Origin of the sequence: Streptomyces sp. NBC_00490, assembly GCF_036013645.1 — a bacterium.
Lineage (GTDB): Bacteria > Actinomycetota > Actinomycetes > Streptomycetales > Streptomycetaceae > Streptomyces > Streptomyces canus_F.
In genome coordinates, this window is the sequence record NZ_CP107869.1 from 7,970,069 (window position 1) to 7,993,820 (window position 23,752).

Annotated in this window: 18 protein-coding genes and 1 pseudogene; 11 read left to right on the plus strand and 8 right to left on the minus strand. The window is 70.4% G+C overall.

Annotated features, from left to right (window positions below; translation table 11 throughout):
- The first annotated feature begins 275 nt into the window (after positions 1-275).
- Complete coding sequence (locus tag OG381_RS36330) at positions 276-632, plus strand: ATP-binding protein (RefSeq protein WP_319135122.1); 357 nt, start codon at positions 276-278, stop codon at positions 630-632.
- A gap of 266 nt (positions 633-898) precedes the next feature.
- Here OG381_RS36330 and OG381_RS49700 read toward each other — a convergent pair.
- From OG381_RS49700 to OG381_RS36350, 5 genes and pseudogenes are all read right to left on the minus strand, one after another.
- Positions 899-1,051: pseudogene (locus OG381_RS49700) on the minus strand (IS21-like element helper ATPase IstB); the annotation flags it as partial.
- Between the two features lie 3 nt (positions 1,052-1,054).
- Positions 1,055-2,635, minus strand: a complete 1,581-nt coding sequence (locus OG381_RS36335; protein ID WP_319135089.1) for an oleate hydratase — start codon at positions 2,633-2,635, stop codon at positions 1,055-1,057.
- A gap of 199 nt (positions 2,636-2,834) precedes the next feature.
- On the minus strand, positions 2,835-3,257 hold the full coding sequence (locus OG381_RS36340; RefSeq protein WP_319135091.1) for a hypothetical protein: 423 nt from the start codon (positions 3,255-3,257) through the stop codon (positions 2,835-2,837).
- Between the two features lie 43 nt (positions 3,258-3,300).
- Positions 3,301-4,515: a globin domain-containing protein gene (locus tag OG381_RS36345; RefSeq protein ID WP_319135094.1), complete on the minus strand. Its 1,215-nt coding sequence runs from the start codon at positions 4,513-4,515 to the stop codon at positions 3,301-3,303.
- Between the two features lie 301 nt (positions 4,516-4,816).
- Positions 4,817-6,529, minus strand: coding sequence for a SulP family inorganic anion transporter (locus tag OG381_RS36350; RefSeq protein ID WP_319138174.1), 1,713 nt, complete (start codon positions 6,527-6,529; stop codon positions 4,817-4,819).
- 346 nt (positions 6,530-6,875) lie between these two features.
- Between OG381_RS36350 and OG381_RS36355 the strand changes: the two genes are divergently transcribed.
- Together OG381_RS36355 and OG381_RS36360 are read left to right on the plus strand one after the other, a co-directional pair.
- Positions 6,876-7,781: a universal stress protein gene (locus tag OG381_RS36355; protein WP_319138176.1), complete on the plus strand. Its 906-nt coding sequence runs from the start codon at positions 6,876-6,878 to the stop codon at positions 7,779-7,781.
- Positions 7,782-7,807: 26 nt separating this feature from the next.
- Positions 7,808-8,713 carry a universal stress protein gene (locus OG381_RS36360; RefSeq protein WP_319138178.1) on the plus strand — a complete coding sequence of 302 codons (906 nt, stop codon included), beginning with the start codon at positions 7,808-7,810 and terminating at the stop codon, positions 8,711-8,713.
- 8 nt (positions 8,714-8,721) lie between these two features.
- Here OG381_RS36360 and ppk2 read toward each other — a convergent pair whose 3' ends face one another.
- The gene (gene ppk2, locus OG381_RS36365; RefSeq protein WP_319138180.1) at positions 8,722-9,525 is read right to left on the minus strand and encodes a polyphosphate kinase 2; all 804 of its coding nucleotides are present in this window, start codon (positions 9,523-9,525) and stop codon (positions 8,722-8,724) included.
- 264 nt (positions 9,526-9,789) lie between these two features.
- Between ppk2 and OG381_RS36370 the strand changes: the two genes are divergently transcribed.
- The 4 genes from OG381_RS36370 (at position 9,790) to OG381_RS36385 (ending at position 16,828) form a co-directional block, all read left to right on the plus strand.
- Entirely contained in the window at positions 9,790-12,519 is a 2,730-nt protein-coding gene (locus OG381_RS36370) for a bifunctional acetate--CoA ligase family protein/GNAT family N-acetyltransferase (protein ID WP_319138182.1), read from the plus strand.
- A gap of 13 nt (positions 12,520-12,532) precedes the next feature.
- Positions 12,533-13,267, plus strand: a complete 735-nt coding sequence (locus OG381_RS36375) for a CBS domain-containing protein (protein ID WP_319138184.1) — start codon at positions 12,533-12,535, stop codon at positions 13,265-13,267.
- 16 nt (positions 13,268-13,283) lie between these two features.
- Positions 13,284-13,781: a flavodoxin domain-containing protein gene (locus tag OG381_RS36380; protein ID WP_319138186.1), complete on the plus strand. Its 498-nt coding sequence runs from the start codon at positions 13,284-13,286 to the stop codon at positions 13,779-13,781.
- A 743-nt stretch (positions 13,782-14,524) separates the two neighbouring features.
- Entirely contained in the window at positions 14,525-16,828 is a 2,304-nt protein-coding gene (locus OG381_RS36385; protein ID WP_319138188.1) for a SpoIIE family protein phosphatase, read from the plus strand.
- A 1,128-nt stretch (positions 16,829-17,956) separates the two neighbouring features.
- On the opposite strand, the gene OG381_RS36390 is transcribed toward OG381_RS36385, so the two are convergent.
- Positions 17,957-18,667, minus strand: coding sequence for a CBS domain-containing protein (locus tag OG381_RS36390; protein ID WP_319138190.1), 711 nt, complete (start codon positions 18,665-18,667; stop codon positions 17,957-17,959).
- Between the two features lie 38 nt (positions 18,668-18,705).
- Positions 18,706-19,170 carry a Crp/Fnr family transcriptional regulator gene (locus tag OG381_RS36395; RefSeq protein ID WP_319138192.1) on the minus strand — a complete coding sequence of 155 codons (465 nt, stop codon included), beginning with the start codon at positions 19,168-19,170 and terminating at the stop codon, positions 18,706-18,708.
- Between the two features lie 193 nt (positions 19,171-19,363).
- Here OG381_RS36395 and OG381_RS36400 point away from each other — a divergent pair, with 193 nt between their 5' ends.
- The 4 genes from OG381_RS36400 to OG381_RS36415 all read left to right on the plus strand — a co-directional run bounded on the left by OG381_RS36400 (position 19,364) and on the right by OG381_RS36415 (position 23,566).
- The gene (locus OG381_RS36400) at positions 19,364-19,564 is read left to right on the plus strand and encodes a hypothetical protein (RefSeq protein WP_086747523.1); all 201 of its coding nucleotides are present in this window, start codon (positions 19,364-19,366) and stop codon (positions 19,562-19,564) included.
- Between the two features lie 97 nt (positions 19,565-19,661).
- Positions 19,662-20,585, plus strand: a complete 924-nt coding sequence (locus OG381_RS36405) for a carbamate kinase (RefSeq protein ID WP_319138194.1) — start codon at positions 19,662-19,664, stop codon at positions 20,583-20,585.
- A 948-nt stretch (positions 20,586-21,533) separates the two neighbouring features.
- Positions 21,534-22,541 (plus strand): Acg family FMN-binding oxidoreductase, encoded by a 1,008-nt coding sequence (locus OG381_RS36410; RefSeq protein ID WP_319138196.1) that lies wholly within the window; start codon positions 21,534-21,536, stop codon positions 22,539-22,541.
- A gap of 584 nt (positions 22,542-23,125) precedes the next feature.
- A complete protein-coding gene (locus OG381_RS36415) occupies positions 23,126-23,566 on the plus strand; it encodes a pyridoxamine 5'-phosphate oxidase family protein (protein WP_319138198.1) in 441 nt (146 codons plus the stop codon).
- Positions 23,567-23,752: the final 186 nt, after the last annotated feature.

Here is a 23,752-nt window from a genome sequence, read left to right on the forward strand (position 1 = left end):
CGTGAGTTCGGGAGTCACCTGGCGCGCAATCGCATGATCAATGTCGATGAGAAGCGATGTCACTGTGCCGCTGCTTCAGTGCTTGAACGGAAAATCCCCCGTTCTCGAACTCCGGGGCGAAATCTCGCAAGGCATCAGTCTGGTGTCCGGTCAGCGAGCCGCCGTTCGTAGTCCGTGAGAGTGACGGCTGCATGTTTCCTGGATGAACCGATCTGCCCAGGGCACGGTAGGAATCTCGAGGACCGAGCCGTCGGAGACCGTGCTGGTGCATCCCCCTGAAGGACCGCGGGCCCCTTGACGATGACAGAGACCTTCGGGCGGTTAGGCAGGTCAGGGGTGTGGCCCGCGGGTTCCTGGCTGCCGCCGCGCCGGAGGGCGAGGAGGCGGTGGACGCAGTGTTGTTGGTGGTTTCGGAGCCGTTCACCAACGCGGTGCGGCATGCCGGCGGGGTGACCGGGTTCCGGCTGGAGGCCGGGCCTGGAACGGTGACCGTGGCGGTCCACGATGCCAGCACCGTCCCTCCGCTGTCCCTGCCCTTGGATGCCACCAGGCCGGGTGGGCTCGGCTGGCTTCTGGTGCAGGAGCTGTTGGTGGACGTGCGGGTCAAGGTCCATGCCGTGGCAAGTCGGTGAGGGCCGTCGTTCCGTGTCCCACGGGTGTCAGGCTGCAGGGATGAAATGCATGGCCGGATGCTGACGTGAGCGTGTCTGCCGGGTGCCGCGCGCGTTGACCTGGTGACACGTCAATATGTGTACGTGTTGTGTCGGCAGCCCCGTCAGCTCTCCCGGCGATCATGGCAGGGGGCTGCACCTCTCCGGTTGAACCGGCCGGTGATGGGCGGCTGCGGACGTCATGGCATCGACCCCTCCGCAGCCGCCGTTCCTCACCGGTGAGGGATTCAGCTGGCTGCGGCGCGTTCGGCCTGTGCCTTGGTGTGGGTGAGCCGGTAGGACTCCGTGCCGGTCTGGATGATCGCGCCGTTTAGTCAGACGGTCGACGACGGCCGCGCAAGCCGCGGGTCGGTGAAGGTCTTCGTCCGACTCCCACGACTAGATCACCAGCTGTAACCGCGATGCATGCTCTCCAGAGCGGCGGCCAGGACGTGGGGATCGTGATGGCCCTTGTAGACCGCGGGCGGCTGCTTGTCGAGCTTGAGGAGCTCGGCCACCGCGGTCCAGGCGGTGCGGACCGAGTACTCGACGGTGAAGACGACGTCGTCGGGCACCTCGGCGAACTGACCGATGAAGGCGAGGTTGACCGATCCCTTGGGCACGACGTGTGGCCTGTCGTCGCGGCGGCGGGCCAGGAACTGGCTGGTGATGTAGGGCATGAGGCAGGGCACGACGGTGGAGGTCTCCAGGACACGGGCTGCTGTCGGCGCGTCGAAGGGCAGGTGGTGCAGGACCTCTTCGAGGATCTCCCGGCCGGAGCACATCGTCATCGGCTTGGGTGTGTGGTTGCCCGCTCGGCCGGGGAATAGGCCGTAGCCCCACCACACCGCGACGTCCTCCGGCTGGTCGCGGTAGACGGGCTGACGGTTGGCGACGATGGTGAGCAGCCAGTTGGAGTCGGTGAATGTCATCAGGCCGCCCCGGCCGGTCTCGCGGCCGCTGAACTCCTCCAGCGCTTTGAGGAAGGCAGGATCCTTGGTGGTGACGGTGAACGACTCCCAGCGGGACTCCTTGACGTGCTTGTCGAAGGCGTCCGGGTTGCCGAAGTCGTCGCGTCCCCGTGCCAGCCGGTGCCAGAGCAACCAGGCGTCCGAGCTGTGGGGAGGCGGGGGCGGTGCGGCGGTGTGCGAGCCGAGGCTGGAGGCGTCGGTCATGGAGCCGTTGGTCACCAGAACCAGGTCTTCGGGGGCTACCTCGATCTGCTCGTCACGGCCGCTACGGGACAGGTAGATGCGCTCAACCCTCGTACTCCTGCGTCCCGGTGCGAGTGCGAGGTCGGTGACGTGGCAGCCGGTGTGGATGGCGACGCCCCGTTCGTGGAGCCAGGCGGTCAGGGGGCGCACGATGGAGTCGTGTTGGTTGTAGCGGGTGCGGTAGATGCCTGACATGGAGGCGAATTCGGGGAAGAGGTGGATGAAGCGCCTGAGGTATCGGCGGAACTCGATCGCGCTGTGCCAGGGCTGGAAGGCGAACGTGGTGCACCACATGAACCAGAAGTTCGTGGTGAAGAAGTGCTCGCCGAAGCAGTCGGTGATGCGCTTTCCGTCCAGGTGTCCCTCGGTGTCAGCCAGGCATCGGACCAGGTCCAGTCGGTCGCGTTCGGAGAATCCCATCGAGCGGGCGTCGACGATCTTCCCGTCGCCGTCGACGAGGCGTGCGATGTCGTCCCAGGAGAAGTCCTCGTGTCCGGCCAGGATCTCCTGCGTCACCGACACCGAGGGGTCGTCGAGGGTGGGAATGCCGGACAGCAGGTCGTACGTGCAACGGTACTCGGCCTCGAACATCCGCCCGCCGCGCATGGTGTAGCCGGCGTCGGCGGTGCCGCCCGCGTCCAGGCTGCCGCCGATGTTCCGCTGCTCCTCGAAGAGGTGGATGTCCGCTCCGTCGAATCCGCCGTCGCGGATGAGGAACGTGGCCGCGGCGAGCGCCGCGATACCGCTGCCCACCAGATAAGCCTTCGCCATCACACAACTCCTCGTTATCGCCCGTCGATCGGGAACCGCACAACACCAGCGTTTCCTGCGCCTGCGAGCGCTGTCAGTGGGCCGTTGGTCACCCGTCTGGTCCGAACGGCCCGGGATGTGGGCTCCCATGCACAGGCGCGCGGAAGCACAGATGCCCGGTCGGTGGACCGTCACCGACCGGGCTGTACTCACCGCGGGCTCACGCCGGGTAAGAGTTCGCCGCGCTGCCGCTGTCTTCAGTAGGGCGTGGCTCAGCCGCCCCGCCGCGCCACGGCGGTGCCGGTGCGTGGTGGCCGTGGTGCCCGGTGTGGATCGCCTTGTCGGTCTGGCGGCGCAGCCGGTCTTGGAGCTGGTCGACGACCTCTCGGCCGGTGGCTTCTTCGGCGAGCACGACCACTTCACGCCGCCCGACGTGCAGGGTGGCCGTCGCCGACCAGGGGCGGTCTGCGTGGTGGGCGGCTGCTCTCGTGATCCGCACCTCACCGGTGACGGGAGGCAGTCCCGGCCGGTCCACGACGGCGTCGATCTTCGTGCGGGCGTAGGCCAGGGTGTCCTCGTCCACCTCTCCGTCCGAGCGCAGCAGCACGATGGCAGTGGTGGCCTGGGTGTCCTTGCTGGTCATGTCGGTTCCTCTCCTGGAAGTGCGGTGGGATGTCCGACCTCGTTCAGGCCGCCGGGCCGGGCAGCCACAGGTCGGGGCCGAAGACCTCGTAGCGGATGCGCTGTGCCGGAACCCCGGCGCGCAGCAGCTGTCCGCGGACGTCGCGCATGAACGGGAGCGGGCCGCACAGGAATACCGTGGCGCCGTCGGGCAGTTCGATGCCGTCGAGGTTCATCAGGCCCTCGCGGGCGCCAGGTTCCTCCGAACCGGGGTGCTCGTACCAGAAGATCGCGCGAGCGCCCGGCAGTTGCTCGACTAGTTCGCCCGTCTCGGTGCGCAGGGCGTGGTCGGTGGGGGAGCGGTCGGCGTGCAGGACCAGCGCCGGGCGGGTCGAACCGAGGGCCGTGAGGTGGGCCAGGATGCTGGTCATGGGGGTGCCGCCGATGCCCGCGGAGACCAGTACGACCGGAGTGGTGGCGTCGGCCGGGTCGTCGAGGAAGACGTCGCCGAAGGGAGCGGAGAGCGTCAGTTCGTCGCCCTCGTGGACCTGGTCGTGCAGCAGGTTGGAGACCTCGCCGTCCGGCCCGTCGGCCGTGCCGGCGACCCGCTTTACGGTGATGCGCCGCAGATCCCCGCCCGGGTCTGAGGACAGGCTGTACTGCCGCAGTTGGCGGACCCCGTCGGCCATCAGGACCCGCACGCTCACGTACTGGCCTGCCCGCGCCCGCGGCGCCGGTTCGCCGTCGGAGGGGCGGAGGACGAAGGACACCACGTCCGGTGTCTCGGTGCGGCGCTCGACGACCGTCCACTGCCGCCAGACCTGGCCGGGCTGGACGCCCGCGTCCTGGTACAGGCGGGCCTCACGGCCGATCAGGGCGCCGGCCATCAGCCAGTAGACCTCGTCCCAGGCGGCCGCGACCTCCGGGGTGACCGCGTCGCCGAGTACCTCCGCTATCGCGCCGAACAGGTACTTGTGCACGATGGTGTACTGGTCGTCGGTGACGCCGACCGCGGCGTGTTTGTGCGCGATGCGGTCCAGCAGGGTGTCCGGGCGGGTGTCCGGGTCGTCGAGGAGCGTGGTCGCGAACCCGGCGATCGAGCCGGCCAGTGCGCGGCGCTGGGCCCCGCTGGCCTGGTTGCCGCGGTTGAACATCCCGTCGAGTAGTTCCGGCCGGTCGCGGAACATCGCGCCGTAGAAGCGTGTCGTGATCTCGTCGAGCGCTCCGGCCACGGCGGGCAGGGTGGCACGGACGACGTCGGCGGATTCTGCGGACAGCATGAAGCCTCCCGGGCAAGGGATGAGGTGGGAAGGACAGCCGCATCGCATCGGGCGGCATCTTCTGTGTAGCAGGCACCTGGCTGCGTTTCGGCGCTGTTTCACGGCGCTGGGCGAAGAGGGGCCGAACGGCCCCATTGATTCAGGAACATCGGCCCCACAACCCGCCCCGCCGCAGGGCCGCACGGCACCGGGTCGACCTCCTGTCGGCCCTGTCCGCTGCGTCCTGGGCGAGCGCCGACAGCGGCGACATCGTCAGGCACCCTGCAAGCGTCGTGCTGTGGACGACGGATCCCCGGGCGGCTTACTGATCGCGGGACCACTCCCTGTATGCGGTCACGGCTGTCGGCAGGGTGGGGAAGATCCGCTCGCTGCCGACGGTGTCCGCCAGGCCGTACGCTGTCAGGTCGTCCAGCAGGTCCTGCTTGACCCGGGCGAGGGCGAAGACGATGCCGCGGTGGGCGAGTTCGCGGCGGAGTTCGTCGACCGCGTCCAGGGCGGTGATGTCGACCTCCACATTGGCCTCGGTGTTGAGGACGAACCAGCGGACCGGTTGGGTCTGTGCGTCGAGTGCGGCCAGGGCCCGGTGGCGGAAGTCCTCCGCGTTGGCGAAGAAGAGCGGGGAGTCGTAGCGGTAGACGAGTAGGCCGGGGATGGTGCGGGCCTGCGGGTAGTCGTCGACGTCGTGCATGCCGGCCACGCCGGGCACCAGGCCCTCGATGGCGTCGTGCGGGCGGGCCACCCGAGTGAGCAGTTCGGCCACGGACAGACCGACGGCGACCAGCACGCCGTACAGGATGTCCAGGGCGAGCACCCCGGCCAGGCAGCCGAGCGCCAGTAGCAGTTCCCGGCGGCGGAAGGACGCCAGCCGTCGGAAGCCCGCCAGGTCGATCATGCGGACGGCCGCGTACACGACGAGCGCGCCGAGGACCGCCGTGGGCGTGCGGGTCAGCAGAGGGCTCAGGAAGAGCAGGACCGACAGGACGGCCGCGCCGGCCACCAGCGAGTACGCCTGACTGCGCCCCCCGGCTGAGGAGGCCAGCGCGGTACGGCTGGCACTGCTGCTGACCGGGAAGCCGTGCACCAGGCCCGCGCCGAGGTTGGCGGCGCCCAGCGCGAGGAACTCCTGGTTGGGGTCGAGCCCGGAGCTCCCGTCGTCGCGCTTGGTGAAGGCCCGTGCGGTGAGGATGAAGTCCGTGTAGCCGACCAGGAGGACGCCCAAGGCGGGGAGCACCAGGTGCGGCAGTTCGGCCAGGTCCGGCAGAGCCACGGTGGGCAGGCCCGAGGGGACGTCGCCGATCACCTTGATGCCATATTCGCCGTCGAGGTCGAAGACGGACACGGCCGCCGTGCCGAACACCACGGCGAGCAGGGGACCGGGGACGGCGCGGAAGAAGTGGGCCACTGTGAAGAGGACCCCGAGCGCCGCGACGGCGAACAACACCGTGGCCAGGTGGAGCCGCGACAAATGCCCTGCGAACGACCACAGTTGGGAGAAGAAGGCTGAGCCTGTCGTCCGGACACCGGTCAGTTTGGGAAGCTGGTCCACGATCATGATCAGTGCCACGCCCGCCAGATACCCGATCAGCACCGGCCGGGACAGCAGGTCAGCGATGAAGCCGAGCCGCGCCGCCCATGCCAGCACGCACAACAAGCCGACCGCGATCGCGAGGGTGGCTGCCAGGGTTGCGTATCGGGCCGGATCTCCGACGGGGAGTGGCCCGACCACAGTCGCCGTCATCAGTGCGGTCGTCGACTCCGGGCCGACCGAGAGCAGGCGGGAGGAGCCCAGCAGGGTGTACAGGGCGAACGCAGGCAGGATCGCCCACAGTCCGGCGACCGGCGGCAGGCCGGCCACCCCCGCGTACGCCATCACCTGGGGTACGAGATACGCGGCCACTGTCACCCCGGCCAGGACGTCACCCCCCAGCCACGAGCGCCGATAGCCGAACAGGGCACCGAGCCCGGGCACCAGGCGGCGCCACCCTGGAGTACGGCCGACCGAGCTCTGGGACATGATCCTCCTTGAGCCGAAGGACCTCATGATCCTCCGGGACCCTGGTCGGCCGCGAGATGCCGAACGGCCCGCGGGTGCCGTTGCTCCCAGGTGTTCTCGGACGCGGTTCGGCTCCGAGTGCACGACTCTCGGCGGATCGGGTTGGTGACCCTCGGTCTGCTCGACACCGGCCTCGCCTTGCTCGCACGTACCGCTCTGTCGCGGCCGGCGGGCGCGGGCACTGCGATGGCGCGGACACCTCGGCCGATGGGGCCTGTCGGCCCCAGACCGGGGACCTGCGGGCTCTGCACCGAGTCTCTCCTCGTCGCCACTCTGGATTCAGAACCCCGATCAGGAGGTGGACAACATGTCCCGCAACGTCACCGTGGGCCTCGACGGCTCGACCGAGAGCCGTGCCGCTGCCGAGTGGGCGGCGCGCGAGGCGAAGCTGCGCGGCCTGCCGCTGCGGCTGGTGCACGTCTGGGAGCCCGTCCCGGAGCCCATGGCGCAGGCCCCGCTCCTGAGCGCCGAGACGCAAGTGCACTGGAGCGAGCGGATTCCGCGCGAGACTGCCGAGGGCCTCCGCCTGCGCCACCCCGGCGTGCATGTGGAGATGGAGCAGATTTCCGGCAGGCCGGCGGATGCGTTGGCCGAGGCGGCGAAGGACGCTGAGCTGCTCGTCCTCGGCTCGCGCGGGCTGAGCGGGATCGGGGGATTCCTCGTCGGGTCCGTCGGCACGGCAGTGATCGCGCACACGGAGACCCCTGTCATTCTGGTGCGGGCCGGGGAGCAGGCCGCCGACGAGCACGAGGCGGATCCGGCGGGCATCCCGTCCGCCGCCACCGCGTACCGGCCCGTGGTCCTCGGCCTTGACACCGGCCACCCCGACGACACGGTGATCGCTTTCGCCTTCGAGGAGGCCGCCCGTCGAAACACCGCGCTGAGGGTCGTGCACGGCTGGAACCTTCCGCCCTACTTCGCCTACGGCCTCCCCGCCGACCCCGAGCTCAACGCCGAACTGGGCCGGCAGGAGGCTGCCGCGCTGGCTGGGGTGCTGCGCCCCTGGCGGCAGAAGTACCCGGAGATCGAGGTCGTCGAGGTGTCCCGCTGCGGCAGCCCCGCCAACCACGTCATCGACGCCTCCCGCGCGGCCTCGCTGGTCATTGTCGGTCGTCGGACGCGCCGCAGCCCGATCGGCGCTCACATCGGCCCTGTGACGCACGCGGTACTGCACCATGCCACCGCCCCCGTCGCCGTCGTCGCGCACGACTGAGCGCATTCTCTGAAGGAGTGGAGATCATGAACACAGCGGTGGAACGAGCCCTCGGTGGGCCCTTGGTCGTGGGCGTGGACGGTTCCGAGCCGAGCTTGCGTGCCGTCGACTGGGCGGCCGACGAGGCCGTGCTGCGCGGGGTGCCGTTGCGGGTGGTGTACGCCTGCCTGTGGGAACGGTACGAGGGTGCCGCGCTCGCCCGGGACATCGGGAAGCCGACCGCTCTGCCGTTGGCCCAGGATGTCGCCGGCGCCGCTGCTCAGCGGGCACGTGCCCGGCACCCCGACCTGAAGGTGACTGCCGACGTGGTGTTCGAGGAGCCGGAGTACGCCCTGGTGCGCGAGGGGCGGAACGCCTCCGCGCTGGTCGTGGGCACCCGCGGCCGCAGCGGCATCGCCGAGATGCTGCTCGGCTCCGTCAGCCTGGCCGTCGCCGCCCACGCCGACTGCCCGGTGATCGTGCTGCGCGGCAGCCACGACAACCAGGCGACGCCCCCGGTACGTGGCCGCGTCGTCGTGGGCGTCGGCGAGGACGTGAAGGAGTCGGCGGCCGTGCGCTTCGCCGTCGAGGAGGCACGGCGACGCGGGGTGCCCTTGGAGGCCGCGCGGGCCTGGCGATGCCCCGCGCACGAGACCACCGACCACCCACTCATGGCCGGTGAACCCGCCCGCCTGCACGAGGAGCGGGCGGTCGAGGAACTGGGAGCGGCGTTGCAGAATGTCCCGGCGGACATCGATGTGCGCCGGCGCACCGTCGAGGGCCATGCCCGCCGGGTGCTCGTGGACGCCTCGCACGAGGCCGACCTGCTGGTCGTCGGCGCTCGGCGCAGCGAGGGGCGCTTCGGGCTTCAGCTCGGTCGGGTCGCCCATGCGGTGCTGCACCACTCCGCCTGCCCGGTCGCCGTCGTACCGCACCGGGCGTACGACGCCTGACCGGTGCCTCAGAGGCTCGCCGCGTGATCGGGGACGTAGGTCTGCAGATCGCGCGGCGGGCGCTGGTAGCCGGTCGACGGCGGCCGCTCCGGCAGCTCCAGCACCGGCGGCGGCACCTCCTGGTAGGGCACGGAGTCCAGCAGGTGGGCGATCATGTTCAGCCGCGCCCGGCGCTTGTCGTCGCTCTCGACGACGAACCAGGGAGCCTCCGGGATGTCGGTGTGCACCAGCATCTCGTCCTTGGCCCGGGAATACGCCTCCCAGCGGGTGATGGACTCCAGGTCCATCGGGGACAGCTTCCAGCGCCGCGTCGGATCCTCCATCCGGCGCCGGAAGCGCTCCTGCTGCTCCGTGTCGCTCACCGAGAACCAGTACTTGCGCAGCAAAATCCCGTCCTCCAGCAGCATCCGCTCGAAGATCGGGCACTGGCGCAGGAAGAGCTGATGCTCCTCCTCGGTGCAAAAGCCCATCACGTGCTCGACTCCGGCCCGGTTGTACCAGGACCGGTCGAACAGCACGATCTCCCCCGCCGCCGGCAAATGCTCGACGTACCGCTGGAAGTACCACTGCGTGCGCTGGCGCTCGGTCGGCTTGGGCAGGGCCACGATCCGGGCGACGCGGGGGTTGAGATGTTCCGCGACCCGTTTGATGGTGCCGCCCTTGCCCGCCGCGTCCCGGCCCTCGAAGACGACGACCAGCCGGGTGCCCTCCGCACGCACCCACTCCTGCAGCTTGACCAGCTCCGTCTGCAGGCGCAGCAGTTCCCGTTCGTATGCCGCGCGCGGCACCTTCGCCGCCTTCTTGCTGGCCATGCCGCCTCCATCGCCCGATGGGTTCCGTCGATGACTTCAACGTAGTCACTGGTGCCCCGGTCGAAGACGGGACAGCACCGTACTGACCGGCGGGGAGCGGCGCACCCTGAACGTGCACCGTCAGGCATGCCTCCCGGCGCCTGCCGGGGACGACCGGCGAAATCTTGGGCCTACCGGCCCTCACATCGCCCCCGGACAGCCCATGGGACCACCCCCCGATCCGCCGGATGCTCGAAATGACAAGAGGCTTGGAGGAGTCCCGCGATGACGCACGACGTGACCGACCGACCCCCCGCCCACGCCCTGCTCGCTGACGGCACCACTGTGTGCATCCGTCCCGTGAGGCCGAGCGACCACGATCAGTTGGAGGGGCTGTACGAGGAGATGTCCCCAGAGAACCTGCGCCTGAGGTTCTTCGCCGCGAGCCGCCGGTCCGCCGGTCTGGCCGCCGACCGGGCCTGTGCTCCGGCCCGCACCGGCTACCGGGCGCTGCTGGCCGAGACGCAGGGCCAGGTGATCGGCCTCGCCGAGTACGACACAGGGGACGAGAAGGACGCGGCCGAAGTGTCCATCGCTGTCGCCGACGGGCTGCACCACCGGGGCGTGGGGACCCTGCTCGTCGAGCACCTCGTCTCGGCCGCCCGCGCGGAGGGCATCACGACCTTCACGGCCGACGCGCTCAGTGAGAACCACGAGGTGTTGAAGCTCTTCGCCGACCTCGGTCTACGCACGGACCGCCGCTTCGAGGGCCCGGAGGTGCGCTGCACCATCGTCCTCGACCAGAGCGACAGCTACCTCACGGCGGTCGAGGAACGCGGCCGGGCCGCCGATGTCGCCAGCCTGGAGCCGCTGCTGCGGCCGAAGGTGGTCGCCGTCATAGGCGCCGGGCGCAAGCCGGGTTCGGTGGGCCGGGCGATCCTGCACCAGCTGCACTCGGGCGGTTACACCGGGCGCCTGTTCGCGGTGAACTCCGCCGCGCACGCGATTCTCGGCGTGCCGTCCTACTCGTCGGTCAGCGCCCTGCCCAGGACGCCTGACCTCGCGGTGCTCGCCGTACCTGCCGCCGCGATCCCGGAGACAGCCGAGGAGTGCGGCAAGGCGGGCGTACGCGCCCTCCTCGTCGTCACCGCAGGCATTCACGCCGACCAGGCCCAAGCCCTGCTGGCGTCCTGCCGTTCGTACGGCATGCGCCTCGTCGGACCCAACTGCCTCGGCATCGCCAACACCGACCCGCAACTGAGCCTGGACGCCACGTTCGCTGCCGGACATCCGCGCCCCGGCACCGCGGGCGTCGCTGTGCAGTCCGGCGGCGTCGGCATCGCCCTGCTCGACGGGCTGTCCCGGCTCGGTATCGGCGTCTCTTCCTTCGCCTCTCTCGGCGACAAGTACGACGTCAGCGGCAACGACATGCTTCAGTGGTGGGAGAACGACGGCCGCACCGACCTCGCCCTGCTGCACCTGGAGTCGTTCGGCAGTCCACGGGCGTTCTCCCGCACCGCCCGGCGCGTGACCCGCCGTATGCCCGTACTGACCGTCGACGCCGGGCGCACCGACGCGGGCCGGCGCGCTGCCGCCTCGCACACAGCGGCCGCCGCCACCCGCACGATGACCCGCGGCGCGCTCTTCACCCAGGCCGGCATCACCGCAACCCGGTCGATCGGCGAACTCCTTGAGACCGCCGCGCTGTTGCACTCGCAGCCACTGCCGCCAGGCAGCAGGGTGGCGATCGTCACCAACGCGGGCGGGGCCGGTGTCCTCGCGGCCGACGCCTGCGCCGAAGCCGGGCTGTCGCTCCCGGCGCCCACACCGGAACTCATCGACGACCTGCTCGCCGTCCTGCCGGACGGGGCTGCCGTGGGCAACCCGGTCGACGCCACCGCCGCCGTCACGGAGGAACAGCTCACGGACTGCGTGGACCGGATCATGCGGTACGGCGGCGTCGACGCCGTCCTCGTGGCCCTGGTGCCCACGGCGGTCGCCGCGGCGACCGGCGACGACCTCGTCCGGGCCCTCACCCTCACCCACTCTCGGCTGCGCTCGAGCGGGGGGACCCCCATCCCCGGCCGGAGGGCGAAGCCGATCGTCGTGGTACGGCTCGAACAGGGCCTGCCCGTAGAGCTGTTGCCCGCTGCAGAGGGCGGCACCGTCCCGTCGTACGCCGAACCCCAGGCGGCGGCACGGGCGTTGGCGCACGCCGCCCACCGCGCGGCCTGGCTCGCCCGTCCCGCCGGGACCGTCCCCGACCCCGACGGCGTCGAGGCGGAACGAGCCCGCACCATCGTCGAGACCTACCTCGCCGCACACCCCGACGGCGGCTGGCTGGACCCGCGTACCTGCGCCGACCTGCTGGCCTGCTACGGCATCCCGCAGATCCCCTGGGCCTGGGCCGAGACGGAGGACGACGCCGTCTTGGCCGCCGACCGGCTGCGCGGCAGCGATGGCCGGGTGGTAATGAAGGCCCACTGGCCCGGGCTGGTGCACAAAAGCCAGCAGCACGCCGTCCACCTCGACCTGCGCGGCGATTCCGCAATTCGGGCCGCCTTCCGAGACCTGGAAGCCCGCTTCGCCGGACTGATGACCGGTGTCGTGCTGCAGCCGCTCGCCATCCGCGGTACCGAGCTGTTCGCGGGCGTCGTCCAGGACCAGGTCTTCGGCCCGCTCGTTCTGTTCGGGCTCGGCGGTACGGCCACAGAGGTCCTGGCCGACCACGCGGCCCGTCTCGCCCCGCTCACTGACCACGACGTGCACGACCTGATCACCTCCCCGCGCTGCGCCCCGCTTCTGTTCGGCGCGCACGGCGACGGACCCGTCGACCTCGAGGAGCTGGAGCAGCTGCTGCTGCGGCTGTCCCGAATGGCGGCGGATTTGCCGCAGCTCGCCGAGACCGACTTCAACCCGGTCCTCGCGACGCCGGGCGGCGTCACCGTGCTGGACGCGCGGATCCGCCTGGTGCCGTGCAGGCCCCAGGACCCCTATCTGCGCCGGCTCCGCTGAGGAGGGAACGGACATGAAGCACAACAAGGTCGGCTCCGTGATGACCACGGACGTCGTCCGCGCCACCTACGGCACCCCGTTCAAGGAGGTCGCCAGGCTGCTCGCGGCCCACCGGATCAGCGGGCTGCCGGTGGTCGACGAGGACGAAAAGGTCATCGGCGTCATCTCCGAAACGGACCTGGTGGCACGCCAGGCGGCCACTCCCGAAGCGTACGAACCGCGCCGTCGCTTCGCGTTCCTCCACGGGCTGACGCGCGGTGCCCGACGGCAGGCGGCGAAGGTGCACGCCCGCACCGCCGGCCGGCTGATGATCGAGCCGCCCGTCACCGCGCACGCCGACGACACCATCGTCGAGGCCGCCCGCACCATGGCCCAGCACCAGGTGGAACGTCTGCCGGTGCTCGACGAGACGGACCGGCTGGTCGGCATTGTCACCCGCCGCGACCTGCTCCAGGTATTCCTGCGGCCCGATGGGGAACTCCGCAATGAGGTGATCGAGGACGTACTGGTGCGCACCCTGTGGCTGCCGCCCCGCAGCATCGACGTGTCCGTGGTGGAAGGCGTCGCCACCCTCACAGGCCACATGGAACGCAAGAGCGAGACGGAGATCGCCCTGTCGATGACCCGGCGGATCGGCGGCGTGGTCGGCGTGGTCGACAGGCTTACCTACCGACTGGACGACGCGCACCTGCGCCCCCAGGAGCAGGCGCTGCACGGCGTGGCCGACGACTGGCTGCGCCGAGTATGAGAGGAGGCGTACCGCCATGATCGGCACCGTGTTGGTCACGTACGGAACCACGAACGGATCGACGGCGCAGATCGCCGAGGCCATCGCCGACGTCCTGCGCAAGTACGGGCTGAAGGTCGAGTCCCTTCCGGCCCAGTCCGTGACGAGTGTGGCGTCGTATGACGCAGTGGTCGTGGGTGGCGGACTGTACGCCGGACGCTGGCAGAAGCACGCCCGCCGGTTCCTCCGTCGGCACCGAGACGACTTGGCCGAACGCCCACTGTGGCTGTTCAGCAGCGGCCCGCTCGACGCCTCGGCCTCGGAGCGGGACATCCCGCCCGCACCCGGCGTGAAGAAGGCAATGGTCGAGCTCGACGCCAGGGAGCACGTCACCTTCGGAGGCTGCCTGGAGGAAGGCGCGAAGGGATGGGTCGCTCGGATGATCCTCCGCGACGGAAAGGGCGGAGACTTCCGAGACTTCACCGCGATCGAGACGTGGGCGGCACATGTCGCCGACGAGCTGACGCACAGATGAGGGCGGGCCGGAGTGCTCCGCTCCGTCCAGACCCCGGTGTCCGGCACCGGGGTCGCCGCGTGGCCGCGCCTACGACAGCACCACGGCTACGGGGCACGTGGCCTCTTGCAACAGGGACCGATCATGTACCCCGCTCGGCAGTCTCCGCCTTGCTCCTGGAGTCGGCGCTGACCGGTGTGCGCGACCTGAGCACCGGCATGAAGTACGAACCACGTGCGGGCGAGAGTGCGCTGGACCGACGGTGACGGAACCGTCCGCATCGACAACGCGAGCGTGAAGGTCGGCATCGTGGTGTAGGTGGACGGACGGACACGAGCAGCTGGTGTCCGCACCGATCGGCCCGGCGGAGGCGGCGGCGCGCGTGGGGCTGACTGACACCAGGGCGGCCTTGGCGGGCGGTCTGGTGATCCTCGCGGGCGGACACGCGGTCCGTCTGCGGATGGAGCCCCGGGCCACCGACCTTTGGGGCGAGGAGTGGGACCGGGGCGGGCCGCAGTGGGGCGCAAGACCAGCTGAGGGCCGGCCGCAGGCGCGCGTCACGTTTGCCTGCGGTCCGCCTCGCGTGCTGGCTCGGGTTGATCCTCCCGAGGTTCGGCGGACAGTGGGGCGCACTCAGTCGAAAGTGGGCGGGTTGGGCCATTGCGGAGCCAGTAAGTGACACCTGAGCGTGGATGTGGCCGGGACGCGGTGAGATTGCCCGATTCACCGTAAGCAGTCAGCCGGTTGGGGTCGATATGGGCGACATGATCACAGCAGCGGCCCTCGACGGAGCCACCGCGCGCACGCACAACCACTGTGCCGTACGGCCTCGTGAGGACGAGTCGCCCCGTATCGAGGACCGGTTCCGTGGGCTGTTGGAAGCGGCTCCGGACGCCATGGTGATCGTCGATGACGCCGGGACGGTCAGACTCGTCAACGCGCAGACGGAGACGCTCTTCGGGTATCGGCGCGAAGACCTCCTCGGCCGTCCGGTGGAGATGCTCATCCCCGGCCGGTTCCGCGCCCAGCACGGCGTCCACCGCGATGGATATGTCGGCACCCGGCAGGTGCGGCCGATGGGCGCAGGGCTGGAGCTGCACGGGCTGCGCAGGGACGGCAGCGAGTTCCCCGTCGAGATCAGCCTCAGCCCCCTGGAGACCGCCGATGGCCTTCTGGTCTCCGCCGCCGTACGCGACGTCAGCGAACGCAAGGCCGCCGAGGAAAAATTCCGGGGGCTGCTGGAGGCGGCCCCGGACGCCATGGTGATCGTCGACGACGCCGGCACCATCAAACTCGTCAACGCCCAGACCGAGACCCTCTTCGGCTACCGGCGCGAAGAACTGCTCGGTCACCCGATCGAGTTGCTCATCCCGCACCGATTCCACGCCCACCACACCCGGCACCGGGCCCGCTATGCCACCAACCAGCAGGTGCGGCCGATGGGCGCCGGGCTCGAACTCCACGGGCTGCGCAGGGACGGCAGCGAGTTCCCCGTCGAGATCAGCCTCAGCCCCCTGGAGACCGCCGACGGCCTCCTCGTCTCCGCCGCCGTACGGGACGTCAGCGAACGCAAGGCCGCCGAGGCCCGCATCAACGAACTCGCCGCGCTCGTCGAGTCCTCCCAGGACGCGATCCTCGCCAAGACCCTCGACGGCCGCATCACCTACTGGAACGCCGCCGCCCAGCGGCTGTACGGCTACACGTCCGAGGAGGCCATGGGCCAGCACGTGTCGATCCTGGCGCCACCGGACCGCAAGGACGAGATCACCCTGCTCGTGGAACGGCTCCGGGAGGGCGAGAAGATCGAGCACTTCGAAACCCTACGGCTCACCAGTACCGGTGGGATGCTCGACGTCGACGTCACCCTGTGGCCCACTCGCGACCCCGGCGGCTCGGTCATCGGCGCCTGCGCCATCGTGCGCGACGTCAGTGACCGCAAGAGAGCCGAAGCCGAACTGACCGTCCTGTACCAGCAGCAGAAGCACATCGCCCTCACCCTTCAGCGCAGCCTCATGGGCACCCCGCCCGCCATTCCCGGCCTGGCCGCCGCCAGCCGGTACCTGCCCGCCACCCAGGGCGCCGGCGTGGGCGGCGACTGGTTCGACCTCATCCCGCTGGGGGCCGGCCGGGTCGGGGTCCTGATCGGCGACGTCATGGGCCGCGGTCTGGAAGCGGCCTCCGTCATGGGCCAGTTGCGCTCCGCCGCCCACGCCCTGGCCAAGACCGGCATGCAGCCCCGCCAGCTCATGCAGGCCCTGGACGCGGTCGTCGCCGACCTCGACGTCCCCGACCAACTGGTCACCTGCTGCTACCTGGTCATCGCACCGGACGCCGGATCCGTCACCACCTGCTCGGCCGGCCATCTGCCCACCCTCGTCGCCAGCCCCGGCGACCACGTCCGCCGACTCTCCGCGCCCGTCAACGCTCCGCTCGGTGTCGGCGACATCCTCTACCAGCAGTCCTCCGCGGTGGTCCCGCCCGGTGCCACCCTCGTGCTGTACACCGATGGCATGGTCGAAACCCCCGGCAGCGACATCGAATGCCAGATCGACAAGCTGACCAAGGCCCTCGGTGACGCCTTCACCTCCGGCGCCGGCCTGGAGACCGCCGCCGACCACGTACTGGCCACACTGCTGCCCGATGCCGAGGGGCACGACGACGACGTCACACTGCTGCTGGCCCAGCTCCCCGCCGCCCCGCTGGCCACCGCCACCGCGGAACTGCCGGCCACGGCCTCCGCGGTATCCGAGGGCCGCTCCTTCCTGGTCGAGGCGTTCACCTCCTGGGACTGCGCGCACAGGGCAGACGACGCCAGGCTCTTGGTCTCCGAGGTGCTCACCAACGCCGTCCAGCACGCAGAGGGTCCCCTTCTCCTTCACCTGCGCCGTACCGTCACCGAACTCGCCGTCGAAGTCAACGACCTGAGCCCGCACCTGCCCCAGCCGCGGCTGGCCGCCGAGGACGAGGAGTCCGGGCGGGGGCTCATCCTCGTCGACGCCCTCGCCGACAGCTGGGGCGTCCGCCCCACCGACCAGGGAAAGACCACCTGGTTCACCCTCCGGCTGTGAGTGATGGCACTCCTGGCCCACTCGAATCGGAGGACGCAGTCCTGCCTGTTCACTGCCCGGTCATCGAGGCGACTCCCCGTTCATGATGCGCCGCCCCACACATCCTGCCCAAATGGCCGGCAGGGCCTGGTAAGCCAGGAACTCGCACACGGGCTTCGGGAGATCGGTGGCGAACGACATCGCGGCGGCAAGAGTGTCCCTTATCTTCAGCGTCCCCGCTGCCACTTCGATGGCGAGATCGATGACCGTTCCAGCAGGAAGCTCGACATCAGCATCACTTCCCGCCAAAGGGCCTGCCCCAACGTGGAGTTGACTTCACCGAGACCGCTTGGTCTTCGAACACGGAAAGGGAAGCTGCGCCACCGCCCAGTCGCACGCAGTCCGTACCGCGCACTGGCCCCCAGCCCCCGAGCCTGGAGAGACGACCGAACTCTCAGGGAAACCGGAGCCCGCATCCCGCGACGGGTCTGCGGCTCCGATCCCTCGCCCTCCGGCCCAATGGGGCGAACTCCCCTACGTCCCAACGACCGTGAGGACGATCCCGCGCGAGGTCTCGCGCCATGGGAAGAGGCGAGCCCTCGCGCAGACGGCCGCCGCCATCACCGACGACAGGGCGGCGGCCGCCACACCCGAACGTTCCCAGGTGCCAACTACCGACCTCCGCAACCGGTGCACGGCACACGCGGGCAACGCCCACATGCCCCTCACGCCCCGGGCATGAAACTGCGCAGACACGAATCCGCAGCCGTCAACCCGAAAGGGAAGTGCCCGCGCGGGCCGGCCGCACGGGCACGCAGCCGGTGGCCTCCCGCAAACGACCGACCGCAGCCTCGGCAGCACCGACTCCGCCGTGACCTCCCCGACAGGGCATCCCGGCGCGGCAGCCACAGCTTCGGGAAGCTGCCACCTGTCGCCCCGCCGTCCCGGCGGAGCCCGACACTCCGCCCGCCTGCATCCTCATCCCACCCACCCCGACCGGTCGAGCCGTTCAGCCCGGAACACGGGCCGAACGGCCCTGCACTGTTGCCAGTTCACGCAACTACACCCGCTCGGGTTCGGCTGGTCTCTCTCGCCGTGGCTCTGGTTGTCTCTGGAGGTGATCCCCTGAGGCTGGCCACTCGCGGTGGGTCATGACGGCGACGCGTTCTCGCCCTCGCTGTGGCCTGAATGGGCAGCGGCCGACTCGGAGGAACCGCCGTGCTCGGCGAGGTCGAAGTCCACGTTGACGACACCCTCGACGGCCCGGACCAGACGTGCGGCCACAGGCACCAGGGATGTGTCCCGGATGCGGCCGCTGAGCGTCACGACTCCGTCCCCCACCGTCACGCGTACGGCTGACGCCGGCGCGGGGAAGAGGTACGACACCACCTCCCGGCGTACCTCCTCCGCGATCTCCTCGTCGTCGCGCAGGAACACCTTGAGCAGGTCGGCGCGGCTGACGATGCCCTGCAGCATGCCCAGTTCGTCGACGACCGGCAGCCGCTTGACCTTGGCGCGCGCCAAGGCCCGCGCGGCCTGCGCGAGCGTTGCGTCGGCGTGGACCGTGAGGGCCGGAGAGGTCATCAGTTCCCCGGCGGTGACCGCGCCGGCCTTGGCGAGGTCGGACAGGCGTCGCAGCTGGGTGTACCGGTCGGGGTCGCTGTCCCGGAACTCCTCCTTGGGCAGCAGGTCAGCCTCGGACACGACTCCGACGACGCGGCCCTCGCCCTCCAGGACGGGCAGGGCGCTGACCTTCCAGTCGTGCATCATCCGCACGATCTCCTTGAACGAGGCACCACGGCCGATGGCGGCGACGGTGTGGGTCATCACGTCGCTGACGATGTGCGGGGTGCCGTGCATGATGCCTCCTTGGCGACGGTCGCTTCCACTCGGCGCGATCACAGGAGGCTGCCGCTGCCGTAGGGGGCATACAGGTCCAGCAGCCGGGTGCGGGCCGAGCGCAGGCGGTGGGCGAGGACGCAGCCCACCCACTGGGCGACGCTCGCGCCGAGCGCGGGGTCGTCCTGGCACATCGACCGGATCGTGGTGGCGTCGAACTCGTAGGCGCGCACCGGGCTGGTCGCCTCGGCGCCCAGGTGCCAGCTGTGCGGGGCGAACAGCCAGGACCAGCCGATGAGTTGGTTGTGGTCGAGGGCCTCGATGACGGCCGCGCGGCGGCCTGGCACGTGCATGTCGAGAGCGACGGTGCCGGTACGGATTATCCAGAACCTATCCGCCTTGCCGCCTTCCTCGAAGAGGCGGGTGCCCTGCGGGAACGACACCTCCCGGGCGAAGCGCATCAGCCGATGGCGGTGCTCGGCCGGCAGTGCCTGGAGCATGCCGGCCGTGGCGGGAGCGTTCATGACGTGCCTCCAGTCAGGGCGTACGAACCTGCCACGTCCAGCGTGCTCCCGTGCCCCGTGCCGGGCGATGGGCCACCCGGCCCCATGGCCGGGCCACCCGGCACCACGTCCGGGTCCTTCGGCACCCTGTGCTTGAACGGTCCCGGATGTTCGATGAAGACGAGCGACGACTCGGCAGAAGGAGGTGTGCATTGTGGGTACGTCACTTACCTCGGAGTTCTGGAGGCTGTTCGCGGTTCTCCTGGTGATCTCCACCGCGGTCACTTTTGTGCTCAGCGCCGCGCTCGACGCGCTGGCGCTGCGGGCACAGCGGCGCCGCATCCGTCGCCGGTCGGCCGTCGTGCGGGCGACCGAGGCACCCCGCCGATCTGATCGGACCCCGGTCCATCGCTGAACCCGGATGCCTTTAGCTGCCCTTCCAGGTCAACGGCAGGACGCCGACTGGACACCATCAAGGCCGTACTTGTGGCCCCCATGGAGGAACTCAAGCCATGCGCATCGTCATCGCTCTCGGCGGCAACGCCCTGCTGCGGCGGGGCGAACGCCCCGACGCGGCCGTGCAGCAGGCGAACATCGACCGGGTGACCACCGCCGTCGCCGCTCTCGCTCTCGAACACGAGATCGTCCTCACCCACGGCAACGAGCCGCAGATCGGCCTGCTCGCCATGGAGAGCGCGGCCGACCCGGTCTTGACCACCCCCTATCCGCTGGACCTACTGGGAGCCCAGACCGAGGGCCTGATCGGCTCGCTGCTGGTCCGGGCCCTGCACGACACGCTGCCCGGCCACAAGATCGCCGCACTCGTGACCCATACCCTGGTACGGGCCGACGACCCGGCCTTCGCACGACCCGCAAAGCGCGTCGGCCCCGTGTATCCCCGGGACGTCGCCCGCACCCTTGCACGAAGGCGCGGCTGGCACATCGCCAAGGACGCCACCGGGTGGCGCCAAGTCGTCGCCTCACCCATGCCCGAGGGCATCGTCGAGACCGAGACCATCCACGACCTGCTCACCTGCGGAGCGCTCGTCATCTGCGCCGGCGGCGGAGGCGTGCCCGTCACCGCCGACAAGGACACCGGCGCGCTGAACGGAGCGGACGCGGTCGTCGACAAGGACTTCACCGCCGCCCTGCTCGCCGAGGAACTCAAGGCCGACTTCCTGCTCATCCTCACGGACGTTCCATGCGTCTACACCGGCTACGGCACCCATGACCCGCGGCCCGTCCTCGACGCCACCCCCGACGACCTGCGCCGCGCAGGCTTCCCCGCCGACTCCATGGGCCCCAAGACGGAGGCAGCCGCCCGGTTCGTCGAACGCACCGGGGGACTGGCCGCCATCGGTTCCCTCGACGCGGCGTACGAGATCGTTCACGGGAGGTCGGGGACCCTGGTGCGCCCCGATCTGGCTGTCGGCTGAAATGCGGCCGGAACGAGTTGGACCGACCGTGGGAGAGGGGCAACCAGGTCCGGCGCGCCGGCCCGGGCGGGCGACGGCGTCGTCGTTGCGCACCCAGGTCGGCCGTGGCCCCCATAGGTTCAACCCGCCCCAAGACATCCTGCACGGCGCATCGGGCCGGCGGACGACGCACCGGATGCCTGGCCCGTTGGTTGATGCGCTGCTGGTCGAGCCGCCACCGTGCGACGGGTTGCCTGGACCGACTGCCATCAGGCGTCTGCGCTCCGGCGCCGTAGATCATCCTGCGAACGCCACCGCGGCCGCGGTGGCCAGGAAGCCGGCTTCGACGGCCGCTTCCGTCGGAGTCGGCGGCTCAGCGGTGATCTCACCCATGCCGTCCGTCCGGACCGCGATTTCGGACCCGGCCTTTCGACCGGTGCCCACCAAGGTCTTGCTGGTGTGGACGAAGCCATCGGGGTCCGCCCAGCGAACCCCGCGCCGCGATCCTGTCGCTCGTGCCCCCAGCCTTGCTGCGAGGGACCTCGGTGAGGAGCACCCCGCGCACGGAATACCGCTCGGCACGATGCCGCGCAAACACCTCATCGGCGGCGTGAGCCGTCACGGGGCCGGCGGTCGTACCGCCCACGGCGATGACCGCCCACACGGCCGGCACGATCCAGGCATCGATGATGTCGACGCGCCGTCGCAGCGGGTTGGTCCGCCACCGCCACAGCCGCTGAGGTCGGTCGGGGTTCAACCCACCGTCGTGTTGCGCCTGTTCGCCCTTGTCCCAAGGTGGGAAGGGGCGGCGTCGCGGGTCTGGGGCCCGCGACGCAACCCACTTGGTGCCGGTGTGGCCCGTCCGGACCCCGACGGCGGGACCATCGGCCCCTCACAGGGCGGTGGCCGGGGGACCCACGCTCGGAGGACGGCACAACCTGTCGCGCGCCGACACGTGAGGAGGGCGTCATGCACACCACATCCCCGTTCCTGGATGCCGCAACGGTGGAGACCTCCGTGGCGGCCGCGGTCGCCGCACCGTCGATCCATAACACCCAGCCGTGGCGCTTCGGCCTGGATCCCGAGACCCTCACGTTCCAGGTGCGCGCCGCCCCTGAACGCGGCTTGCGGCGCGCCGACCCGGCAGGGCGTGCCCTGCATCTTTCGGTGGGAGCGTCGGTTCTCAACCTCAGGGTGGCGATGGCCCACTTCGGGTGGTCACCGGTCAGGCGCCTACTGCCCGCGCCGGAGGACCCGGGCCTGCTCGCCGTGCTCCGCCTGGCAGGACGCGACACCCGGTCCGCGACCGGCCATCGGGCCCACCTCTACGAGGCGATCTGGCGCAGGCACAGCAGCCGCCTGCCGTTCGCGGGCCGGCCGCTGCCCTCGTACCTGCGCACCGAACTCGGTGAAGCCGCCCGGGTGGAGGGCGCGCGCCTCTGGTTCCCCGACGCTGCCGGGACGGCGCGTCTGCTTCGCCTGACCGCGGAGGCCGAGCGCCGCAACCGGGTCGACACCGACCGTGCCACGGAGGGCAGCCGCTGGGTGCATCGAGACCTTGATCCGATTGCCGACGTCGGCCTGCCGCGGGCGGTGCTCGGCCCTCAGGACACGCGCGAACTCCTTCCCATGCGGGACTTCACCGCGCAGCAGCACACCGAGCGACTGGTCGCCCGGCCGTTCGAGGCAGCTCCGCACATAGCTGTGCTGATCACCGAACACGACAGTCGCGCCGACTGGCTGCGGGCGGGGCAGGCTCTGCAGCACATGTGGCTCCTCGCCACGGCCCACGGCCTGCGCGCCTCCCTCCTGCACCAGGCACTGGAGTGGCCGGACCTGCGAAGGTCCATGAGCCCGGTTCCCGGTCCGGCCGGGCACGCGCAGATGCTCATCCGATTCGGATACGGCCCGGAGGGCCCCGCGAGCCCGCGGCGCGCCCCGCGCACCGTGGTCGACGACGTGCTGGCGAGTCGATAGCCCATCCGCCCTTCACCGTGTGGAGGCAGGCGCGGCGACGGCCTCCACACGGTGAAGGGCCAGGTCCGTGCTCAGGCTGGTGTGCAGCTCGAAGATGGCAGGCCCAGACCGGCGCAGTCGATGAAGGCCGTCGAGTGCAGGTCCAGCACCAGATCGGGGTGCGGGCCGGCGGTCAGGGGCGTCCAGCCGGGCCGCGAGGGGCGGCGCGGTGAAGATGTCGAGCTCGCCGCGCAGCTCCACGACGCTTGTTTCGCCGACGGTGCGTTCCGTGTGATGAGACGCGGACCCTGGGTCGATATCGGACATGGTCCGAGACAACAGGGAGGGGCGAGGCACGGGTGGGGCCGATGGACCCTACTGCCGGGTTTTGTGGGATATGCCGGGCTGCTGGCGGTGCGATCCGGTCGGCTGGCCCGAGTGGCACCCACACGCCCAGGAGAGGCCGGGCGGGCCCATCGAGCGCGGCGTGACCCGGGCCGTTCTCCGGCATGGCCGGGACCGATGGCCCCTCACCTCCGGGCCGCATCCGGCTCAGGATGGAATGACGCAGATCCGCTGTTACCAGGCGAAAGACGGGCTGGCTGATGCACCCCAACGACGGTTTCCACGAACTCGGGCGGCAGGAGTGCCTGCGGCGGCTGGCCAAGGTGCCCGTCGGCCGCATCGTCTACACGCGCCAGGCCCTGCCCGCCGTGCTGCCGGTGAACTTCAGCCTGGACAGTGGCGGAGCGGTGGTGTTGCGCACTTCCGCTGCCTCGGAGCTGGTCCGCGCGATCGACGGCGCGGTGGTCGCCTTCGAGGCTGATGACGTCGACGCGGTCCGGCACTCCGGCTGGAGCGTCGTGGTCACCGGCGCAGCGATGGTGGTGACCGACCCCGCCGAGATCGAACGCCTGGCCCGCACCGGGCCGGTCTCCTGGGTGCCCTCGCCGCAGGAGGTCTTCGTCCGCATCGAGCCCGAACTGGTCACCGGCCGTGAGCTCGTCGGCGGACACACTCTGTACGGGGTGGACCTCACCGTCTGAACGTTCTTTCCTTTTCTTCTCATCCGTCCGGGTCCGGGACCGGCTGGCCCGACGGCGCTTGGGCCGTACGGGGTGTCCATGGGCTCTGTCGGCCCCTGTCCCGGAGGGGCCTTGGACGACGAGCATCCTGCGTGGAGCAGCCGCGGGATCGAAGCTCAGTCCCGACGGCGAGCTTGCCCACGGTCC